The sequence below is a fragment of the Undibacterium sp. 14-3-2 genome, from assembly GCF_016595265.1.
GTDB lineage: Bacteria > Pseudomonadota > Gammaproteobacteria > Burkholderiales > Burkholderiaceae_D > Undibacterium > Undibacterium aquatile.
The window spans coordinates 731224-749628 of record NZ_JAENGS010000001.1 but is presented as its reverse complement, the minus strand read 5'-3'; the positions used below and the strand labels follow the sequence as shown (position 1 = coordinate 749628).

The window sequence follows — 18405 nt, the reverse complement described above, 5'->3', positions numbered from 1 at the left end:
AGATCAGTACCCGCGTTTTGCAGCTGGCACTTTCCTAAGCAAATTATTTGGCAACGTAAGTGCCGACACACACGATGGTATCGCCCGCACCACGTTCGCAATACGAACGTTTCAGATCATACGATTTGGTCGCCGGATTATTGAACTTATACGGACCGTACCAGCCTTTTGACGATGCTTTGACGGTATCGATCATGCCTTTGATAAATGCATTGCCATCAACGTCTTTCATCGACAACAGATTTTTACCAACCATCTTGGCATTCGCACCCTGTGCCAGACAGTTGCCTTCAAAGTCGTACACGAAGACATACAGATCTTTATGGTTAAACGTTGCGTCTGGATGCTCGGTGAATGCTTTATAGGCTTTTTCCGGACCGGCTGATTTCACCAGCGCCACCGCTTTTTTTACCATCTCTTGTGCTTCCGCTTCAGTCCCATGATCCGTCGCATACGCGACAGACGACAATGCAACACTTGCCAACATGGCGACCGGCATGATTTTTGTTACAAAACTGCTCATTTTCCACTCCCTGAAATTAATTATTGTTCTGACCAGATACCAATATTCCTTGTAACTACAGGATAGTTATAGCAGTTTTTTATTGCTTAATTGCATCTGGAAACAAGAATTCACATTGTCGTATCGATGTCGTTGTGACGGTATGTAGCACCAACGCTAAGCGTGACAAAATGCACTCCCAGCTTCGTGCAACAATATTTTTCAGTTCGCTCAATGGGTATTGAAGCTGTGCCTGTAAGGCTGAATACGGCGGATCAATTCAGCAGTAAACGGGTTTCACGAGAATGTTCATTTCAGGAAAATCAATATGCAACAGCGCCCACAACGTAAAAGGGTTCGCCATGCGAACCCTGAATGAACTTTTTATCACCCGAAAAAAATATATGCTATTTCTTCAGCGGCACAGCAGGTGGTAATTCTTTACTCTGCAACTGCCTGATCTGCGGCACCAGTTTATTGTGTGCATCAAGAAAGGCGGCAACAATCACTTTGGCTTCGTTGGTATTGCTCCATCCAGCCCCTAAGCCGCCTATGCCACCACCAAAACTGAGTCCGCCGATACCAAGATCAGTCGTCTTCGCAGCGCCCGTTGACGCAGCAATTTGTTCGGTTGTCTCGTTATCAGTTAACAATAGTGCGACCTGCGCTTCTTTAAAACTGACCTTTTCTGCATATCCGGTATAGTTTTTCAGGAAAGGAACCATACCCATAATGACTCCGAGCACGCCGCCAGCTTTGCTTTCGGAAAATGTCAGGCTCGGCGTCATGGTGTATTGCGCTTCATAGCCTTTGCCTTTTTGCACGGACGTGTTCTTGCGAATGATGCCCTGCGCCTGTAAATCCTGCTCTTGTATCACGGCCTTCAGACCTGACGCCCGGTCAACGACGCGGAAACATCCGCTTTGCTGCGCCAGCAAACGAATCAGCGGTACAGGCGAAGTCGGCAAATTGTAGGAGCTTTGCAGCGTATAACCATTCGGATTTTCCACCAGCGCCAGCGTGGCGACAGGTGCATCACACTTCACCAGCGATTTGTTTGCTCCCATTGCACCGACTGGCCCCGCAGCACCGGTGACTTCCGACGAACCTTGTCCCAGCTCGGTCTTTTTTTCACCACAGGCACTCAGTACGAATGCAGTAAGCCCGAGCACAACACAGACACCGCAACGAGATGCAGACAGACGATATTTCATCACTACGAACCCAATCTTCCAAAAAATGAACCCGCCGAATTTACACGAAATTGCACTCCGCAACGCCAAACCTGATATGTAAAATTCGTAACAATTTATGTTTCAGGGCGTTGACGATAGCGCTCCGCGTCTCTGCGCTGGTTCTTGCGCTGTGTCTGGTGTTTGTAACATGATCCAATTTTTATGCCGGGTCTCTCCTAAGTCAAAAAAGATCTCGCCACATTGCTGGTATTGATGTTTCTGATAAAACTGCATCGCTTTGCTATTTTCCGCATTGACACTCAACCACAAGCGGCTGCCTTGTGCCGCAGCCAGTTGTCCGGCACGTTGCAGCAATGCTGTACCAAGACCATTGCCAGCAAAATGTGCCTGCACATATAAAGTCTTCAATTCAACATGGCTAGCGTCACACGTCGGACATGCACTATCAGTATCCACCAATGCCAGTGCGAGCAAATGTTGCTGATGTTCCGCCACCAGCAGTTGCTGCGATGCCTGTTGTATAAATTGCAGAAAATAAGCAGGCGTCAGATTCTTCAGGACGTAGCTGGCAATCTCATCATTAATGCCCTGCTTCGCATAGGTATGCGTCCAGACCTGCGTTGCAAGCACGGCCAGACGCGGTGCATCTGCCGGATTGGCAAGGCGAATCTGCGTGGTCAAATTCAGCATAGTTCAATTTTTCAAAAAAGATGACGAAAAAAAAAGCGCGGAATCCGCGCTTTTTTTAATCTGAAATAATTCAGGCTTTGATTGCTGGCTCTGTCGCACGCAGACGGATGTGCAATTCGCGCAATTGCTTTTCGTCGACTTCCGATGGTGCTTGCGTCAACAGACATTGTGCACGCTGAGTTTTCGGGAAAGCGATCACATCGCGAATCGATTCTGCACCAGTCATCATCGTGACGATACGATCCAGACCAAACGCCAGACCACCATGCGGAGGCGCGCCGTATTGCAATGCGTCCAGCAAGAAACCGAATTTCAATTGCGCTTCGGCATCGTCGATCTTCAATGCACGGAACACTTTGCTTTGTACATCTGCACGGTGAATACGAACCGAGCCACCGCCGAGTTCCCAACCATTCAGCACCATGTCGTAAGCCTTGGCGATACACTTGCCCGGATCACTTTCCATCAAGTCTTCATGACCATCTTTCGGAGCAGTGAACGGATGATGCGTTGCGGTCCAGCGATCATTTTCTTCGTCATGTTCAAACATCGGGAAATCAATCACCCACAATGGTTTCCAGACATCTTCAAACAAGCCGTTGGCTTTGCCGAATTCACTATGGCCGATCTTGACGCGCAGCGCACCGATCGCATCGTTAACAACTTTGGCTTTGTCTGCACCAAAGAAAATCAGATCGCCGTCTTTGGCACCGGTGCGATTCAGAATTTCTGTCAATGCAGCGTCATGAATATTTTTGACGATAGGCGACTGCAGACCGTCACGGCCTTTTGCCAGTTCGTTGACCTTGATGTAGGCCAGACCTTTAGCGCCGTAAATCGCAACGAATTGCGTGTACGCATCGATCTCGGAACGCGGCATGTTCGCGCCGCCAGGCACCAGCAAACCAACCACCCGACCATTGTTCATGTTAGCGGCACCAGAGAACACTTTGAAATCCACGTCCTTCATCACATCCGTCAATTCAGTGAATTGCAGCTTGACGCGCATATCCGGTTTGTCGGAACCATACAGACCCATCGCTTCGGCAAAGTCCATCACTGGGAATGGATTCGGCAGGTCGATATCCAGCGTGTTTTTGAAGACCAGACGGATCATGCCTTCAAACATGTCGCGGATTTCCTGCTCATTCATGAACGATGTTTCGCAATCGATCTGAGTAAATTCTGGCTGACGGTCAGCGCGCAGATCTTCATCACGGAAGCATTTGGTGATCTGGTAGTAACGGTCAAAGTTGGCCACCATCAGCAATTGTTTGAACAACTGCGGCGACTGTGGCAACGCAAAGAAGTTACCCGCATTCACGCGAGATGGCACCAGATAATCGCGTGCGCCTTCCGGTGTGGATTTGGTCAGCATCGGTGTTTCGATATCGATGAAGCCGTTTGCATCGAGGAACTTACGCACTTCCATCGCGACTTTGTAACGCAGACGCAGATTGTTTTGCATTTGCGGACGACGCAGATCGAGTACGCGGTGGGTCAGGCGTGTAGTTTCAGACAGATTGTCGTCATCCAGTTGGAACGGTGGCGTAACGGAAGGATTCAGCACTTCAACGTTGTGTGCCAGCACTTCGATCTTGCCGGATTTCAGATTGGCGTTACCGGTTCCCTCAGGGCGGCTGCGTACAACACCGGTGATACGCAGACAGAATTCATTACGCACAGATTCAGCGGCAGCGAAAACATCTGCACGATCAGGGTCGCAGACCACCTGCACCAGACCTTCGCGGTCGCGCAGATCAATAAAAATCACACCGCCGTGATCACGACGACGATGAACCCAGCCGCACAGGCTGACGGTTTGGCCGAGTAATTCCTCAGTAGTGAGGCCGCAGTAATGGGTACGCATGGACATAATTTCTTACCTGTCTGTATTCAAAATTTAAAATGAGTTGATCAAGCGACAGCTTGTGGCTGCAAGATCTTTATTTCTTCTCGGTGGGGAGATGCTCGGGAGCCACCACGCCCATGGAAACAATATATTTGAGCGCCGCATCGACACTCATATCCAACTCTATCGCATCCGCCTTCGGCACCATCAGGAAAAAACCTGAGGTCGGGTTCGGCGTTGTCGGCACATACACGCTGACAAAATCACCTTGCAGATGATTGACCACATCGCCGCCAGGCACACCAGTCAGAAAACCGATGGTCCAGCAATCACGGCGCGGATATTCGATCAACACGGCTTTACGGAAAGCATTGCCGGATGACGAAAACAAGGTATCGGAAACCTGTTTAACGCTGGAATAAATCGAATTCACAATCGGAATCCGGTTCAGCAAGCCTTCCCAGATACGCACAACATAATTACCGATGAAATTTCGTGTCAGCAAGCCTGTCACAAAAACAATCAACACTGTCAGTAAGGCACCGAGGCCGGGCACCTTGGTACCAAACACCACTTCAGGCCGCCATTGCTCCGGCAGCAGCAGCAAAGACTGATCCATGGTCGTGATAATGGCGTGCAACACCCAGAAGGTGATACCCAGAGGAACCAGAATCAGCAAACCGGTAATAAAGTATTTACGCATAGTGTTCAGTCAAGCTCAGTCTAAGTAGTGTTTCATGTGCATCGTTGACAACGATCAGGTCGATGTCTTGTCGCTGGCCGCAGCCGGTGCTGCTGGTGTGGCCGATGATTCTGTCGCCGTTGGGGCGCTTCCTGCGGCACTACCGCCATCTGTCGGCACAGCCGGTGCTGAGGTTCCCGCAGAACCACCGGAACCACCACGGAAATCAGTAACATACCAGCCCGAGCCTTTGAGCTGAAAGCCAGCGGCAGTGACTTGTTTCTTAAATGATGCTTTGCCACAAGAAGGGCAATCTGTCAGCGGTGCATCGGAAATCTTTTGCAATACATCTTTGGCAAAACCACACTCTTCACAACGGTAAGCGTAAATCGGCATACTCTCGCCCTAAAAAAACTGATAAAACCCTGAATTATAAAGGTTTTCAACTGAAATTTGCGCATTGCATCAACATGCGGTGTGCGCAGTAGCGCTGAGCCTGCCCACGTCACTGGCTGGCGACATCGCTGAGACGGACAAAAAGCGCCGCCACAAGCTGGAAATCAGCGCAATGACGTTTTCGCCCGCCCCTTATATTGTGGCAGCAGCGAACCGACGATCATTCCCGCCATGCTCATCAACACGCCGACCAGTTGCGGCGGCCAGAAACCTTCCGGCGCGGTCAATTCCAGCGCAACCCAGCAAGTAATGCCGAAAATAATCGATACCAGCCCGCCCTGCGCCGTTGCCCGTTTCCAGTACAAACCAAATGCCAGCGGTACAAACGCAGCCACCAGCGTCACTTTGTAAGCATTTTCCACCATCTTATAAATGCTGGACTCGGTATTCATGGCAAAGATAGTCACGATTGCGGTAAATACCAGTACCACGATCCGCATCATCAGCAGGAACTGTTTATCTGACTGTTGAGGGAAAAATGGCTTCAGTATATTTTCTGAAAAAGTAACCGATGGTGCCAGCAAGGTCGCACTGGCGCAGCTCTTAATCGCCGACAACAAAGCGCCGAAAAACATCACCTGTGCCAGCATCGGCACTTTATTCATGATCAGCGTCGGTAAGATCAACTGCGAATCTTTATCGATCAGACTATTCACCATGCCAGGGTCGATCAGCGTGGCGGAATACGCGAGAAACATAGGAATAAACGCAAAGCAAAAATACAAAATGCCGCCGAGTATCGATGCGTTACCTGCAATTTTTTCGTTTTTCGATGAGGCTACGCGCTGGAAAACGTCCTGCTGCGGTATTGACCCCAGCATCATCGTGATCCATGCGGCAAAAAACCACAGCATTTCCCGCGCTGTCGGCGATGGCCAGAATTCAAATTTACCTGCCGCTGCCGCATGTTCGATCACAACGCCTGCACCGCCCACCATGCCGGAAACTTCCCAGCCTATGTAGACCATGCCGACCACGATAATGATCATTTGCAGAAAATCGGTAATCGCCACCGACCACATACCGCCCATCAGCGTATAAATCAGCACGCTGGCTGCACCAATGATCATGCCGGTTTCCATGGCTATGTAGCCACCTGAAACCACGTTAAACACCAGCCCCAGCGCCTTGATCTGCGCCGCAACCCAGCCCAGATAAGAAATCACGATACACAAAGTGACCAGAATTTCGACTGTGCGTCCAAATTTATTCCGGTAATAGTCGCCTATCGTCAGCAGATTCATGCGGTACAGCGGTTTGGCAAAAAACAACCCGACCAGCACCAGACACAAAGAGGAACCAAACGGATCTGCCACCACGCCTTTTAAGCCTTCTTTGACGAAAGTGGAAGAGATGCCCAGCACCGCCTCAGACCCGAACCAGGTCGCGAATACAGTGGCAGTCACCACGTACATCGGCAAAGAGCGTCCGGCAACAGCAAAGTCCTTAGAGTTATTCACATAGCGCGCCGCATACAGGCCTATGCCAACCGAGATAACCCAATACAGGATAACGAACCAGATAAGTGTATTCATGAAGTTGCGTGTGTCAGGAAACCAATAAAAAAACCCGCGAATTTTGAGCGGGCATTATAAAGACATAGGAATGAGAATATACAGTGAATAATCACTATTTATATAGAGAAAATCATCAGTTTCCGGCATCACCGCGATGATCTGCACGTACATTCAAGCTTTGCAGCGGTATGCGTGCATACAGTTCGAATCATAACTGTCATACCCACGTAACACTCAGCATATATAGTGCGCGTCAGACATGTGAACGTCTCCCCTCGGATTAAACATCCATTCGGCAGCCTGATAAGGCTGCCTTTTTTTTGCTGGTTTCGACAGAAAACGCCGCCCGTAGACAGACTATGACTGCGAACAGCGTCGCCATCACAACGGCAACAGTTCAACAATCTCGCAGAAATCGTCATAAAACAACATTTGCCACACCAAATAGCTTGATGGGTGCAAGCGCTCATCGTTGTTATATTTAAATTGCAAATTTGTCACATTGCCGTCATATCCTGACGGTAACTTTCTCAAGTCGCCGCACTGGCGATAAATCCGGCGCATTCATGTCTCAGCGATGCGTTTTCACCTCACTGGCATCTCAGTGTATTTTCGCTTTAAAAACAAATAAACATTAACCTCAGGGAAAATCTATGTTGTCTAAACTTATCAAGGCGTCAGTCGCTATATGTGTTTCTATGCTGGTCAGCGTTGCGGCGCAAGCGCAATCGTATGACTTCGTTTTACTTGCTGCGTCCTGGCAGCCTGGCTTTTGCGTCACCCACAGCAGCAAACCAGAATGCCAGAATCTGAAAGGCACTTACGCTGCCACGCATCTGTCTCTGCATGGCTTGTGGCCAAATGCCTACGATGGCAACCATCCACAATATTGCAATGTTCCGCAAAAAGATATCGATCTGGATGCCAGCAGCGCCTGGTGCAGCATGGATTCTTACGGCGCCAGCAGTTCCACCTTGTCGGTGCTGAGCACTTATATGCCAGGCGTGCAATCCTGTCTCGACAAACATGAATGGTTCAAACATGGTAGCTGCAGCACCAAAACAGCCGACAACTACTGGGGCGATGCCAGCAGCCTGAGCAATCGTCTGGGTCAAACCGCGCTGAACACGCTGATCGCGAATAACATCGGCAAAACTTTGTCGCGCTCGCAATTGCTGGCAGCCGCGAATACATCATTCGGCAGCAGCGGCTCATCCGCAGTGTCGCTGAAATGTACCAAAACCAACGGCGTCAGCTATCTGACTGAAGTCTGGGTCAATCTGAATAAAAATAATCTGAGCCAATTCCCGGCATCAACATCGCTGGTCACGAATGCGAATGTTGCTGGCACCTGCCCAAGCACCAATATTTTTATCGCTAAACCATAATGACTATAGAGTTGCGCTGCTGACGACATTCGTCATGGTCGAATTATCGTAGATCGAAAAATTTACGGTGACGCAGTACGCAACGCAGGTCAAAAATAAAAACGGCTATCCGCTTGCATGACGGATAGCCGCTTCACAGAACACCAATCAAAACATCAATACAACATCAATCCGCCATCGACAGTCATTTCATGTCCCACAAACAATTGCTGGCATTCTCTTTATTTCTCAGCAGCGTCGTGCTGATGCTGGTGTTCGCCACACAAAATTCTGGCGACAGCGATCATGCGCCGATCAGATTAGTCATGCACGGCAGTTCATCGGCACCAAGTGGCGACAGCAATCACCTGAACGATACGCACCTCACCGAAACGCTGACGACAAATACCGTCATTGCTGACCCGCTGGAACAAAGCAAAGATTTACGCGCGATTTTTGAACAAAACAAAAATGCGCAGGATGCCGCACGCCAGCAACTGGCTTATCGTGCCTGGCGCACCTGCCTGCCGAATTTTGCAGGCACCGGTGGCGATACTCTGCGCCAACAAATGCAATCACTGGCGGATAACACGCCACAAAAAATCGCATATAAGCAATTGACAGAACGCTGCAAAAATTTCGATCAACTCTCTACGGATGAGATACGGCAACAGCAACAGATACAGCAAGCGCATTGGTCCGACGGCATGGTCAGAACAGCGGGCGAACGCGCAAGTCAATTGCTGCAGCAAGAGCAGTACGTTGCCTCCATGCAAGCGGCCAACACTGCCTTAGCGACGCGTAACCCGCAGGCGCTGGAATCCTTGCGCGGCTTTGTCAACGCCTATCTGCGCAGCAATAGCCTCGATGAAGAACAACAGGCAGCACTCAGTATACGCGCGCAGGCATTCACGCTGGCGGCCTGCCAGCTCGGCTATCCATGTGCTGCAGACAGCCTGCAGGCGACTGAGCAATGCGCGTACAGCGGCGTCTGCGAAGGAAATATCCGTGAACGATTACTAGCGGCATTTCCGCATGATGCTGGCGGCGACAGACAACGCCAGCAATTATTAAGCGACAGCGCCCGCATCCTCAAAGAGTTGCAAGCACCGCACCCGGATCTGCAAACGCTGCTGAATCCCTGAATTAATATGCGCGTTTCCAGCCATTTTTGGTCTGTGAAGCGCATAAAATATAGGGCATTCATCGTCAGGTTTTCTGCCATCTCGTCCGCCACTTTACAAGCAGCTCTGGTAAAGTCATCGCTATACATTTAAACGCACAGCGATGTCCGCCGCGCTTTGGAAAGCCACCGCAACATGGCAACCCGGGCAGATTGACATCGCACCGCTACCGCATTAAAAGGCTTCCCTTGCGCATCATTCATACTTCCGACTGGCATCTCGGCCAGACTCTGCATCAATTTGACCGCAGTGTTGAACATCAGGCTTTTCTCGACTGGCTGAGCGACACACTGGTCAGCGAGCAAGCCGATGCCTTGCTGATTTGCGGCGATATTTTCGATACTGCGAATCCATCTGCCGCCGCCCAAAAGCAGTTTTACCGTTTTCTGCAGCAAGGCAAAACCCGCCTGCCGCAATTACAGATCATCATCATTGCGGGCAACCATGATTCGCCGGGGCGTCTTGAAGCACCTGCTCCTTTACTCGATAGTCTCGGTGTGACTGTGATCGGTTTCGTGCCGCGTCTTGCCGATGGCAGCATCGACATCGCATCGTTGCTGGTGCCGCTGAAAAATGCGCAGGGCGATATTGCCGCATGGTGCATGGCCATTCCCTTCCTGCGCCCGGGTGATGTGCCGCGCATAGAACAGGCCAATGATCCGTATATGGAAGGTATTGCGCTGTTGTATCGTCAGGTCTTGCAACACGCCATCGACATACGCGAGCCGCAGCAAGCCATCATCGCGCTGGGTCATTGCCATATGGTGGGCGGTGAAATTTCTGAAGAATCCGAACGCCGTATCGTTATCGGCGGCACCGAAGCTTTATCGGCGACTATTTTTGACAGCAACGTCGCTTACGCAGCGCTGGGGCATTTGCATCTGGCACAAAAAATCGGTAAACAGGAACACTTGCGTTATTGCGGCAGCCCGCTGCCCTTGTCGTTCGCTGAAGTGGATTATCGCCATCAGGTATTACGCGTCGATCTGCAGGAAAATCAGGTCAGCGCGATCACGCCGCTGTATGTGCCGCGTGCAGTCGCCTTATTGCGCGTGCCTGAAAAACCAGCACCGCTGGCGCAAGTGCTGGTGGCACTGACCGCGCTGGATATCCCGCACGATACACCCGCCGAACGTATGCCGTTTCTGGAAGTGCGCGTGCGGCTGAACACACCGGAACCCGGTTTGCGCGCAGCGATAGAACAGGCCATCGAAGGCAAACCCGTGCGGCTCGCTAAAATCGACACCAGCTTTGCGCAAAGAGACGTCAGTGCAACATCCGATGTTGCACTAGCCGAGCTGGAACGCCTGCATCCGGATCAAATCTTTGATCGTCTGTATCAAAGTAAATTCGGTGATGAAAATCAGAGTGGAACACCACCGGAAATCAGCGCGGCCTTTGCTGAATTAATGCTGGCAACACCGGAGGTGCAGGCATGAAAATTCTGGCACTCCGGGGTAAAAATCTGGCCTCACTGGCCGGGGAATTTGTCATCGATTTTGAACAGGAACCCTTGCGTTCCTCGGGTTTATTCGCCATCAGCGGTGCCACTGGTGCGGGTAAAAGCACGCTGCTCGATGCGCTCTGCATGGCCTTGTATGAAAACACGCCGCGTCTGGTGAAAGCCGGTGGTAACAAAACCCTGCCGGACGGGAAAGAACTGATCTCGCAACAAGACACCGGCAACCTGCTGCGCCGTGGCACTGGCGAAGGTTATGCCGAGGTGGATTTCACTGGCAACGATGGCATCCGCTATCGTGCGCGCTGGAGCGTGCGCCGTTCGCGCAACAAGGCTAATGGCAGCTTGCAACCAACCACGATGACGCTGCATCAATTGCCAGAAATGCTGGCGATCGGCGGAAAAAAAACGGAAGTCAAAGACGAAATCGTCAAACGCATAGGACTCAAATTTGAACAATTCACGCGCGCTGTTCTGCTCGCACAAAATGAATTTTCCAGCTTCCTGAAAGCCGATGATAACGAGCGTGGTGAATTACTCGAAACACTCACCGGCAGCGACATTTATTCTGTGCTGTCGAAACGCGCTTTTCAGCGTGCCAAAGACGAACGCGAAGCACTGGAACGTTTTCAAAGTCGCCTGACCGACAATCAGCCATTGAGCGATGAAGAACGCGCGTCTCTGGAACAGCAGATCACCGCCGCACAAACAACACTGGAAAAACTGAATGCCCACAGCGCTGCGATTGAACTGCATCTGCGCTGGCATCAGGATGCTGAAAAATTCGCGCAAAGCGAGCAAGCCGCGCTATCCGATTTGCAGGAACGCGAGCAGGAGTCTGCCGCCAGCATGCCGCGCCAGCGCTTGCTGGAACAGCTTGATCAGGTGCAAAGCGCCCGCCCGCTGGTCGCCGATATCACCCGTCTGCAACGCGAGATTGTGCAAGATCAGGTGACGATAGAAGATGCGCAGCATCAACTGCTGCAGGCACAACAGGTGCAACAACAAGCGCAGGCAGCGTTCCTTCTCGCGCAAAACGAATTGCAAAACCGAGAACAGGAACAAGTTGCCGCTGCTGTCTTGCTTGATCAGGCAAAAGCGCTGGATGCCAGCATAGAAATTATGCTGCCTGCGCATCAGGCTTTACAGCAAAGTAAAGAGCAAGCTGATCTCGCATGCAGTGACGCCAACACGACAGTTGAAAGTAAGCACAACGAACTCATGCAGCTGCAAAAGCGTCTGGCGAACTCGGCGCAATGGTTGCAACAACATGCCACGCTACGTTTGCTCGCTGAACATTGGGATAAATGGGATACCTTGTTATCCCAAGCCGCCGTCGCCCGCGCCGACCACGAACGCTATCAGGCCAATATCCTCGCACTGGATGCAAAACAGGCGGCGCAGCAAGCGCAGGCAGCGCAACACGCAGCTAGCCTGCACAATGCAGAAGAGGCGCTGGCTGCCGCTGATCAGCAACGCCAGCAAACCGCGCAGGCATTCGCGTTGATCGATATCGACGCACTCCGTCGCGACAAACAAAGCGCGGAAGAAAAACGCGAACAACTCAGCAGCGGCATGCAATTATTGGCACAGTTGCAGGAACGTGATGCGCGTCTGCATCAGTTGCAGACACAAGCAGATCAGGCGCGACTGGCGATCTCTGCAGCACAAACCGCCAGCGTGCAAGCGAGCACGACCTTGCCGGCATTCAGCGCCGCTTTGCAGCAAGCGGAACGCGCACTCAGAAGCGCAGAAGCAGCCTGCGCCGACAATGTAGAAAATCTGCGTGCGCAATTACAGGACGAAGCGCCCTGCCCTGTGTGCGGCGCGACGGCGCATCCGTATGCACAGACCGACAGCAATCCGCAACTGCATGCGCTGCTCACGCAACTGCAAGCGCAGGTGCAGGATTGCCGTCAACAAGAACAACTCACCCGCGAACAAGCCAGCCACCACCACACACTGGCCACTCAATACAGCCAGCAGCTTGCACAACTTCAGCAGGAACTCAGTACCCTGCACGAGCAGATCGCACACCAGCAGGCGCAGTGGCAACAACACGCCATGTTTGCGTTCGCCGCATCTGATGAATTACCTTATCTGCAAACATGGCAATCACTGGAACAACAGCAGCAAGCCCTTCACATTCATATCGCAGAAATACAAAAAAGCGAGGCCGTTTATTATCAAGCCCTGCAGGCCAAAGATGCCGCACAAGCCGCATGGGATAAGGGGCATCAGTTATATATCAGTTCAAAAGAAGCGCACAGCATCGCTCTGAACGCCCTGGCGAACACCGTCGCAGAGCGTGCGACTAACACGGAACAGGCGATACACAGCCGCACCCGCCTTGACGACATATTGAATGAGCTTGATACCGCTTTTGCCGTCACGGATGTCGTTAGTGAAGACGGCAACGATGCGCAAGTCTCCTGGCGCGATCACTGGCATACATCCACCATCGCCTTCCAGCAGCAGTGCAAACAGAATGCCCTCGCCTGGCAACAGCAGCAGCAAACGCATCAGCAAGCTGAACTTGGCATTGCAACGCTGAATATCAGCCTGGAAAACAGCCGCATTCAGCAGCAAAAGGCAAGCGACGATCAGCAAGGTATTGCGCTGGCACTCAGCAACAGCGAGCGCGCGCTCAGCGATAAACAACAGCAACGCCGCACGCTGTTTCAGGGTGAAGCCGTGGCGGCTATCAGCGCGCGTTTCGCCAATGCCATACAAGCAGCAAAAGACCAGTTGGCACAGCACACGATCGCCGCCAGCGCCAGCCAGCAGCAACTAAGCCGCAGCACCGAAGCACTCGCCCAGGCACAAGCACGGTGCAGCCAGCATCAACAGGAAGCCATCAACGCACAAACGCAACTGACTGCATGGCTGTCGCACTACAATGCAAAGGCTGCCAACGCCAAGCACAGCGAGGCCGAAAGTGATCATAGCGATGACGATGCCAATAGCGGCAGCATCCTCACCGAAGCGCAGTTGCGCACGCTGCTGGAGCATGACAATGCATGGATCAGCGCCGAACGCAGCGCACTGCAAGCGATTGCCAATGCGCGTCAGCAAGCGGCCACGGTGTTGCAGGAACGCCGCCAGCAAAGCAGTGCCCATCAATTACAGCGACCACCAGCGTTGCCACAGCCAGATGTTGCTGACACCGAAGATAGCGACAACACCACAGCAACCAGCAACAGCGTTGACGACAACGCTCCGTTGGCAGAACAAGCCGCAGAAGAAGATAGCAGCAATGCGGCACACGTCACCCGTTTGCAACAACGCCTGCACACCCTGCATAGCGAGCGTCAGCAAGCGCAACAGCATCTGGGTCAACATCAGCTTGCCCAAGCACAGGACGATGCACGTCGCCAGCAGTCCGCCGATCTGCTGCAGGAAATGCAGCAGCAACAAAACCGCCAGCGCATCTGGGCGCAGCTCAACGACCTGATCGGTTCGCAGGACGGCAAGAAATTCCGCAATTATGCGCAGCAATACACACTCGATGTGCTGCTCGCTTACGCCAATCAACATCTCCATCAGCTGGCGCGGCGTTACCGTCTGCAACGCATACGCGACAGCTTAGGCCTGATGGTGATTGATCAGGATATGGGCGACGAAAACCGCTCTGTACATTCGCTGTCCGGCGGCGAATCTTTCCTCGTTTCACTCGCCCTCGCACTCGGTCTGGCATCGCTGTCGAGCAACCGCGTAAAAGTCGAATCGCTGTTCATCGACGAAGGTTTCGGCAGCCTCGACGCCGATACCCTCAGAGTCGCAATGGATTCCTTAGACAGCCTGCAAGCCCAGGGTCGCAAAGTCGGCGTCATCTCGCACGTACAGGAAATGACCGAACGCATCGCAACGAAAATCATGGTGCAAAGAACGGCGGGAGGACGGAGTTTGGTGGAAGTGGTATAGCAAGTCGCCTGTTAGAAGATGGTATCTATGCCACAGTCAGTAACTATTGCCGCACCACTCTGAACGACGCTCTCTCGCTAAAACTCTTTCTCGTTATTGACACTCATTCAGGCTGACGCCATCTCAGCAGCAAGGGCTGAGAATAGAGTAACAAAATTGATAGAGATGCGTATTTTTATCAAATAGCGAGCAAGTCTATCTCCATAAAACGATAACAATGATCAGCGGAAACGACGCTTTATGCCGACCTTCCGCTCCTGATTCCTACATTACTTCCCCGCCACTGAATACGAGACATAAAAGCCAAGTCCCGCCCTCACATCTGATGTGACGCCCGTAACATCACATCGCTACTCACTCATCTGTTTAACAACACTGCCTCAATTCACTGAGAGTCGCTTCAGTTCTGAAGCTGGCTTCCTCTTGTTCATTTACTCCACAGAAGAAAACGTCTGCGCTGTTTGTATTTGCATCGCCGCTTGTCCTCGAAGCTATACGTTGTTTGAATAATTTTTATTTTTTCTTATGTGTGACAACGTACATAAATTGCCTTCCCAAAAGAGGATAAGAAAAGAGCTGATGCAATTAATAAGCAGAACCGCAGGCCAGATGTATGTGAAAGAAAACGTTCTTATAAACAAAAAAAAGTTACGAATACACCGTCGCATTACTGATATTCAACGCACGGAATAACGACACTTTCAGGCACTTGATTTAACCGAAAATAGGGGAAGAAAATGAATATACTAAAGCGTTATCTGAAGCCGCTTGCGTGCTTATTTGCCATGCTAATTACAACGTTAGTCGCCGGCTGCGGCGGAGGCGGAGGGCGTGACCCGATTTTAGGCTTGCCTGCTGCGACGTTATCCACCATTACAGTCAGCCCGGTTACAGCAACGATACCCATCGGTGGTGTTCAGAAATTTCTGGCGACGGCAACATATAGTGATGGCGCGTCACAAGATGTGACTGCCGCCTCAGCCTGGTCCTCTGGCACTACAACTGTCGCTACCGTTAACGCGACCTCCGGAGTTGCCAGCGGCGTAATCGGTGGCACTGCAGTGATCACGGCCAGCTTCGGTGGCAAACTTGGATCAGCGACTCTGACAGTGTCTCCGGCGTCATTGTTATCGATTAAAGTTTTACCTGTGAATCCATCAATTCCTATCGCGGCTAAACAACAATTCACTGCGATGGGCACTTTTTCTGATGGCACAACGAGCGACATCTCGGCGATTTCAACATTCACTTCAGCATCCCAGAACATCGCTACGATCACTAATTCAGGACTTGCCGCTGGTGTGATCGCAGGAAATTCTGTGATTGCAGCAACGTCTGGTACGAAAACCGGATCGACTGTATTGACTGTCACACCAGCAGTACTTTTATCGATTGCGATGACGCCGGTAAATCCGATTTTGAAAATTTCAACGACACAGCAATTAACGATGACGGCAAGTTATACGGATGGTACGAGCAACAACGTAACAGCTCTCACCAGCTTTACCTCTGCGGCTCCGACAATAGCTAGCCTCATTTCAACAAATGGACTGGTCACGGCTGTTGCAGCAGGTTCCTCACTGATGACTGGCACTGTGTTTGGAAAATCTGCCACAACGACAGTAACAGTCAGTTCGGCAACACTATCTTCAATTGTCGTGACGCCTCCGACGGCAAGTATCGCGACCGGAAGCGTAAAACAATTTATTGCGACAGGAAACTATACTGATGGCAGTAGTGCCGATATCAGCAGCAGCGTTAAATGGACTTCAGGAACAGCCAGCGTTGCGATTGTGCTACCTGGTGGTGCTGCAAACGGTTTGTCGGGTGGTACCTCAACGATCACAGCAACTCTTGGCAGTCTTTCCGGTACGGCAGTGCTGACGGTTGTAACGCCAGCGGCAACGCTGAGTTCGATCACGGTAACGCCTCCATCGGCCAGTATCGCGATTGGAGCGACACAAGCCTACATTGCCACTGGCAATTATTCCGATGGCACCAGCAACAATATTACCAATACGGTGACATGGTCTTCCGGTACAACGTCTGTTGCAACGATCGTCTCGACCGGTATTGCCAGTGGCATTGCCAGCGGGACGTCGGTCATTACGGCGACATCCAGCGGCAAATCAGGTACAGCCACATTAACCGTGCAGGCAGGCCCGATACTGAGCTTGATTAACGTCACTCCCGCTACCTCATCTGTTGCCATCGGCGGCAAACAGAGTTTTATCGCAACAGGCGTTTACTCGAATGGTGTCAGCGCCGATATTACCAATAGCGTGACCTGGGCTTCTGGTACAAGTGCAATCGCAACCGTCTCGCCAACAGGTGTGGCTACTGGCGTATCGCTAGGCACAACTGCGATCATCGCCATATCCGGATCGAAATCAGGAACAGCTGTACTCACCGTGCTGCCGGCAGCGACGCTGACATCAATTGCGGTCACACCGGCCGCAGCGACTATCGCCATCGCTGCCACTCAGACATTTGTGGCAACCGCGACGTATTCTGATGGTTCATTAGTCGATATCAGCAATATCGCTGTCTGGTCATCCGCCAACCCAGCTGTTGCAACAGTCTTGCCGGGCGGTATTAGCAGCGGCGTATCTGGTGGTTCTTCAGTAATTGCAGCAAGCCTCGGTGGAAAATCAGGGAGTGCGACCTTAACGGTAACACCAGCAATTACCCTGACCGGCATTAATATCACGCCAATCAATCCGACAGGGCTGGTCGGTTCATTGCAGCAGTTTAATGCTATCGGCAATTATTCAAACGGTACCACAAGCAATATTACAGCGACAGCGACATGGCTCTCGAGCGTGACTTCGGTAGCGACTATTTTACCGTCAGGTCAGGCATCCGCTCTCGCTGCAGGCGTGACGAATATTTCTGCCACTCAGGGAGGAAATAGTGCAATGACGAGCTATACGGTAAACGCGGTTGCGCCGGGTATTAACCTCGGCGGTGCAACCAACTTTGCGGTGCTGGCAGGTACCTCCATTACCAATAACGCCGGCGGAATTACCCTGGTTACAGGCGATGTCGGATCGCCATCACAAACCGTTGATCCTGTGCAGACAGCTGGATTTACCAACTACAAATCAGGGGCAATTCTCACCACAGCACTGGCCGACTTGCAAATAGCGATCACTGATGCCAACAGCCGCCCATGTGATGTCAGCTCTCCCGGTGGGATTGACTTGGGTGGTCAGACATTGGCACCCGGAGTGTATTGCTATGCAGGTGCTATTACGATCACAGGTACGTTCAATATGAATGGATCCGGGCTGTATATCTTCCGCACCGCCTCCACGCTCAACAGCACTGCAAATTCTATCGTGGCGTTGAATGCAGGGGCCACTGCTGACAATGTGTTCTGGGTACCGCTGGGTCCTACGACACTTGGCGCTAACAGCGTATTCAAAGGAACAATCATGGCGCAGTCCGCCGCGATTACCTTAGGTGATACAGCAACGTTGCAAAATGGACGCGTCTTATCTGGTAGCGCGGTCACACTCAAAAATAACGTGATTTCGCGCTAGTTGTTTATCTCTATATAAGGAAGGGGTGGAA

General features: G+C 51.6%; 12 protein-coding genes. 5 read left to right on the top strand and 7 right to left on the bottom strand.

Annotated features, from left to right (window positions below; translation table 11 throughout):
- Positions 1–43 precede the first annotated feature (43 nt).
- From Undi14_RS03355 to Undi14_RS03325, 7 genes are all read right to left on the bottom strand, one after another.
- Positions 44–523 (bottom strand): cache domain-containing protein, encoded by a 480-nt coding sequence (locus tag Undi14_RS03355; RefSeq protein WP_234030383.1) that lies wholly within the window; start codon positions 521–523, stop codon positions 44–46.
- A gap of 386 nt (positions 524–909) precedes the next feature.
- Positions 910–1716: a CsgG/HfaB family protein gene (locus Undi14_RS03350; RefSeq protein WP_200178218.1), complete on the bottom strand. Its 807-nt coding sequence runs from the start codon at positions 1714–1716 to the stop codon at positions 910–912.
- 102 nt (positions 1717–1818) lie between these two features.
- The gene (locus Undi14_RS03345) at positions 1819–2388 is read right to left on the bottom strand and encodes a GNAT family N-acetyltransferase (protein ID WP_200177896.1); all 570 of its coding nucleotides are present in this window, start codon (positions 2386–2388) and stop codon (positions 1819–1821) included.
- Positions 2389–2458: 70 nt separating this feature from the next.
- Entirely contained in the window at positions 2459–4264 is a 1806-nt protein-coding gene (aspS, locus tag Undi14_RS03340; RefSeq protein WP_200177895.1) for an aspartate--tRNA ligase, read from the bottom strand.
- A 70-nt stretch (positions 4265–4334) separates the two neighbouring features.
- Positions 4335–4943: a DUF502 domain-containing protein gene (locus Undi14_RS03335; protein ID WP_186896366.1), complete on the bottom strand. Its 609-nt coding sequence runs from the start codon at positions 4941–4943 to the stop codon at positions 4335–4337.
- Positions 4944–4997: 54 nt separating this feature from the next.
- On the bottom strand, positions 4998–5318 hold the full coding sequence (locus tag Undi14_RS03330) for an FmdB family zinc ribbon protein (protein ID WP_200177894.1): 321 nt from the start codon (positions 5316–5318) through the stop codon (positions 4998–5000).
- A 164-nt stretch (positions 5319–5482) separates the two neighbouring features.
- Complete coding sequence (locus Undi14_RS03325) at positions 5483–6913, bottom strand: sodium:solute symporter family protein (RefSeq protein WP_200177893.1); 1431 nt, start codon at positions 6911–6913, stop codon at positions 5483–5485.
- Between the two features lie 635 nt (positions 6914–7548).
- On the opposite strand from Undi14_RS03325, the gene Undi14_RS03320 reads away from it, so the two are divergent.
- From Undi14_RS03320 to Undi14_RS03300, 5 genes are all read left to right on the top strand, one after another.
- On the top strand, positions 7549–8283 hold the full coding sequence (locus Undi14_RS03320) for a ribonuclease (protein WP_186896363.1): 735 nt from the start codon (positions 7549–7551) through the stop codon (positions 8281–8283).
- Between the two features lie 191 nt (positions 8284–8474).
- Positions 8475–9407, top strand: a complete 933-nt coding sequence (locus Undi14_RS03315; RefSeq protein WP_200177892.1) for a hypothetical protein — start codon at positions 8475–8477, stop codon at positions 9405–9407.
- A 227-nt stretch (positions 9408–9634) separates the two neighbouring features.
- Positions 9635–10885: an exonuclease SbcCD subunit D C-terminal domain-containing protein gene (locus Undi14_RS03310; RefSeq protein WP_200177891.1), complete on the top strand. Its 1251-nt coding sequence runs from the start codon at positions 9635–9637 to the stop codon at positions 10883–10885.
- On the top strand, positions 10882–14829 hold the full coding sequence (locus tag Undi14_RS03305; RefSeq protein ID WP_200177890.1) for an AAA family ATPase: 3948 nt from the start codon (positions 10882–10884) through the stop codon (positions 14827–14829). The genes Undi14_RS03310 and Undi14_RS03305 overlap by 4 nt, the downstream gene beginning before the upstream one ends.
- A 737-nt stretch (positions 14830–15566) precedes the next feature.
- Entirely contained in the window at positions 15567–18374 is a 2808-nt protein-coding gene (locus Undi14_RS03300; RefSeq protein WP_200177889.1) for an Ig-like domain-containing protein, read from the top strand.
- Positions 18375–18405 lie beyond the last annotated feature (31 nt).

Coding starts and splice junctions, on each gene's coding strand:
- Undi14_RS03305 (WP_200177890.1), top strand. CDS start 10,882: ATGAAAATTCTGGCACTCCGGGGTAAAAATCTGGCCTCACTGGCCGGG.
- Undi14_RS03325 (WP_200177893.1), bottom strand. CDS start 6,913: ATGAATACACTTATCTGGTTCGTTATCCTGTATTGGGTTATCTCGGTT.
- Undi14_RS03300 (WP_200177889.1), top strand. CDS start 15,567: ATGAATATACTAAAGCGTTATCTGAAGCCGCTTGCGTGCTTATTTGCC.
- Undi14_RS03320 (WP_186896363.1), top strand. CDS start 7,549: ATGTTGTCTAAACTTATCAAGGCGTCAGTCGCTATATGTGTTTCTATG.
- Undi14_RS03315 (WP_200177892.1), top strand. CDS start 8,475: ATGTCCCACAAACAATTGCTGGCATTCTCTTTATTTCTCAGCAGCGTC.
- Undi14_RS03335 (WP_186896366.1), bottom strand. CDS start 4,943: ATGCGTAAATACTTTATTACCGGTTTGCTGATTCTGGTTCCTCTGGGT.
- Undi14_RS03345 (WP_200177896.1), bottom strand. CDS start 2,388: ATGCTGAATTTGACCACGCAGATTCGCCTTGCCAATCCGGCAGATGCA.
- Undi14_RS03330 (WP_200177894.1), bottom strand. CDS start 5,318: ATGCCGATTTACGCTTACCGTTGTGAAGAGTGTGGTTTTGCCAAAGAT.
- aspS (WP_200177895.1), bottom strand. CDS start 4,264: ATGTCCATGCGTACCCATTACTGCGGCCTCACTACTGAGGAATTACTC.
- Undi14_RS03355 (WP_234030383.1), bottom strand. CDS start 523: ATGAGCAGTTTTGTAACAAAAATCATGCCGGTCGCCATGTTGGCAAGT.
- Undi14_RS03350 (WP_200178218.1), bottom strand. CDS start 1,716: ATGAAATATCGTCTGTCTGCATCTCGTTGCGGTGTCTGTGTTGTGCTC.